The sequence below is a fragment of the Glaesserella parasuis genome (assembly GCF_002015085.1).
GTDB lineage: Bacteria > Pseudomonadota > Gammaproteobacteria > Enterobacterales > Pasteurellaceae > Glaesserella > Glaesserella parasuis.
In genome coordinates this window covers 1,815-5,217 of the sequence record NZ_MUXW01000050.1, presented here as the reverse complement: position 1 = coordinate 5,217, position 3,403 = coordinate 1,815, and the positions used below count along the sequence as shown (strand labels likewise).

Here is a 3,403-nt window from a genome sequence, read left to right as displayed (position 1 = left end):
AGTTCGGTATGGAATCAGGTGGGACAACTGCACTATTGTCGTCGGGAAAATCTTTCAATGACTTTCTCTATCTTCTTTTTCTGTTCTTTAAGGGCAATGTAATTTGCCCCTACACTATTCTTATTCGAAACAAGCTGTTCTCTGAGTTTTGTTTAGTCTTTTCGTTTCTATTTAGCTCTCTAACTCTCTCACGTCTACTTCAAAAACGCTTGAGGTTGTATAGTTAAGCCTCTCGGGCAATTAGTATCTGTTAGCTCAACGGCTCACACCGCTTACACACCAGACCTATCTACGTCGTAGTCTCCAACAACCCTTACACACTTATTGTGTGGGAGAACTCATCTTAAGGCGAGTTTCGTGCTTAGATGCTTTCAGCACTTATCTCTTCCGCATTTAGCTACCCAGCAGTGCCTCTGGCGAGACAACTGGTACACCAGTGATGCGTCCACTCCGGTCCTCTCGTACTAGGAGCAGCCCCTCTCAATTCTCCAACGCCCACGGCAGATAGGGACCGAACTGTCTCACGACGTTCTAAACCCAGCTCGCGTACCACTTTAAATGGCGAACAGCCATACCCTTGGGACCTACTTCAGCCCCAGGATGTGATGAGCCGACATCGAGGTGCCAAACACCGCCGTCGATATGAACTCTTGGGCGGTATCAGCCTGTTATCCCCGGAGTACCTTTTATCCGTTGAGCGATGGCCCTTCCATTCAGAACCACCGGATCACTATGACCTGCTTTCGCACCTGCTCGACTTGTCTGTCTCGCAGTTAAGCTTGCTTATACCATTGCACTAACCTCACGATGTCCGACCGTGATTAGCAAACCTTCGTGCTCCTCCGTTACTCTTTGGGAGGAGACCGCCCCAGTCAAACTACCCACCAGACACTGTCCGAGACCGCGTTTCGCAATCTTCGTTAGAACATCAAACGTTAAAGGGTGGTATTTCAAGGACGCCTCCACAATCACTGGCGTGACTGCTTCTTAGGCTCCCACCTATCCTACACATCAAAATTCAATGTTCAGTGTCAAGCTATAGTAAAGGTTCACGGGGTCTTTCCGTCTAGCCGCGGGTACACCGCATCTTCACGGCGATTTCAATTTCACTGAGTCTCGGGTGGAGACAGCCTGGCCATCATTATGCCATTCGTGCAGGTCGGAACTTACCCGACAAGGAATTTCGCTACCTTAGGACCGTTATAGTTACGGCCGCCGTTTACTGGGGCTTCGATCAGGAGCTTCTCTTTCGATAACACCATCAATTAACCTTCCAGCACCGGGCAGGCATCACACCCTATACGTCCACTTTCGTGTTTGCAGAGTGCTGTGTTTTTAATAAACAGTTGCAGCCAGCTGGTATCTTCGACTGGTTCAGCCTTCGGAGGTATACTCCTACAACCTACGCCAGCGCACCTTCTCCCGAAGTTACGGTGCTATTTTGCCTAGTTCCTTCACCCGAGTTCTCTCAAGCGCCTGAGTATTCTCTACCTGACCACCTGTGTCGGTTTTCAGTACGGTTTATCTTCATCTGAGGCTTAGTGGCTTTTCCTGGAAGCGTGGTATCAGTTACTTCATTTCCGTAGAAACTCGTCATCATCTCTCAGTGTTAATAGGAGCCCGGATTTGCCTAAACTCCCCACCTACCAACTTAAACAGACATCCAACAGTCTGCTAACCTAACCTTCTCCGTCCCCACATCGCAATGAAGACAAGTACGGGAATATTAACCCGTTTCCCATCGACTACGCTTTTCAGCCTCGCCTTAGGGGCCGACTCACCCTGCCCCGATTAACGTTGGACAGGAACCCTTGGTCTTCCGGCGAACGAGTTTTTCACTCGTTTTATCGTTACTTATGTCAGCATTCGCACTTGTGATACGTCCAGCAAACCTCTCGATTCACCTTCATCCGCTTACACAACGCTCCCCTACCCAACAGACGTATCACTAATAATCCTCTCTTCGATTACTTTCCGACTCAACGTTCGGGTTGCTTGACCAACATCTCATTCCGTTTCACTTCATTCAATGTTGTTAATCGTAAGGCGTATTAGTGATACGCCTGATGCCGCAGCTTCGGTGCTATATTTTAGCCCCGTTACATCTTCCGCGCAGGCCGACTCGACTAGTGAGCTATTACGCTTTCTTTAAATGATGGCTGCTTCTAAGCCAACATCCTAGCTGTCTAAGCCTTCCCACTTCGTTTCCCACTTAATATAGACTTTGGGACCTTAGCTGGCGGTCTGGGTTGTTTCCCTCTCCACGATGGACGTTAGCACCCACCGTGTGTCTCCTATGCATTACTCTTCGGTATTCGCAGTTTGCATCGGGTTGGTAATCCGGGATGGACCCCTAGCCGAAACAGTGCTCTACCCCCGAAGGTATTCACATAAGGCTCTACCTAAATAGATTTCGGGGAGAACCAGCTATCTCCCGGTTTGATTGGCCTTTCACCCCCAGCCACAAGTCATCCGCTAATTTTTCAACATTAGTCGGTTCGGTCCTCCAGTTAGTGTTACCCAACCTTCAACCTGCCCATGGCTAGATCACCGGGTTTCGGGTCTATACCTTGCAACTATCCGCCCAGTTAAGACTCGGTTTCCCTTCGGCTCCCTTATTCAGTTAACCTCGCTACAAAATATAAGTCGCTGACCCATTATACAAAAGGTACGCAGTCACCCTTTCGGGCTCCCACTGCTTGTACGTACACGGTTTCAGGTTCTATTTCACTCCCCTCACTGGGGTTCTTTTCGCCTTTCCTTCACAGTACTGGTTCACTATCGGTCAATCAGGAGTATTTAGCCTTGGAGGATGGTCCCCCCATCTTCAAACAGGATTTCTCGTGTCCCGCCCTACTTGTTGCAAGCTTAGTACCACAACAAAAACTTCGAATACGGGGCTATCACCCTGTGTCGCTTGGCTTCCCAGCCAATTCTTCTGTCTTTGCTGCTATCACTCACTGGCTCTTTCGCTTTCGCTCGCCGCTACTTACAAAATCTCGGTTGATTTCTTTTCCTCGGGGTACTTAGATGTTTCAGTTCTCCCGGTTTGCTTCACTTGCTTATGTATTCAACAAGTGATAGTAGATTCTTCATCTACTGGGTTTCCCCATTCGGATATCTTGGATTAAACGCTTCTTATCAACTCATCCAAGCTTTTCGCAGATTAGCACGTCCTTCTTCGCCTCTGATTGCCTAGGCATCCACCGTGTACGCTTAGTCACTTAACTATACAACCTCAAACATTTTTATCTAAAAGAAAAAACATTTAAGACTGATATTAACTACTAAACACTTAACCGCTTTTGTTCAGTTAAGATTTTCTTACTACTCAGACTTTCTTGTTTCAGGGCAAATATGATTTGCCCCTACAGAAAATCTCTCAGTTTTCAGCTTGTTTCCA

At 47.8% G+C, this 3,403-nt stretch carries 1 rRNA gene; it reads right to left on the bottom strand.

Annotated elements, in window-relative coordinates:
* Positions 1 to 219: 219 nt before the first annotated feature.
* Positions 220 to 3,230 (bottom strand): 23S ribosomal RNA (locus B0183_RS10395).
* Between the last annotated feature and the right edge of the window lie 173 nt (positions 3,231 to 3,403).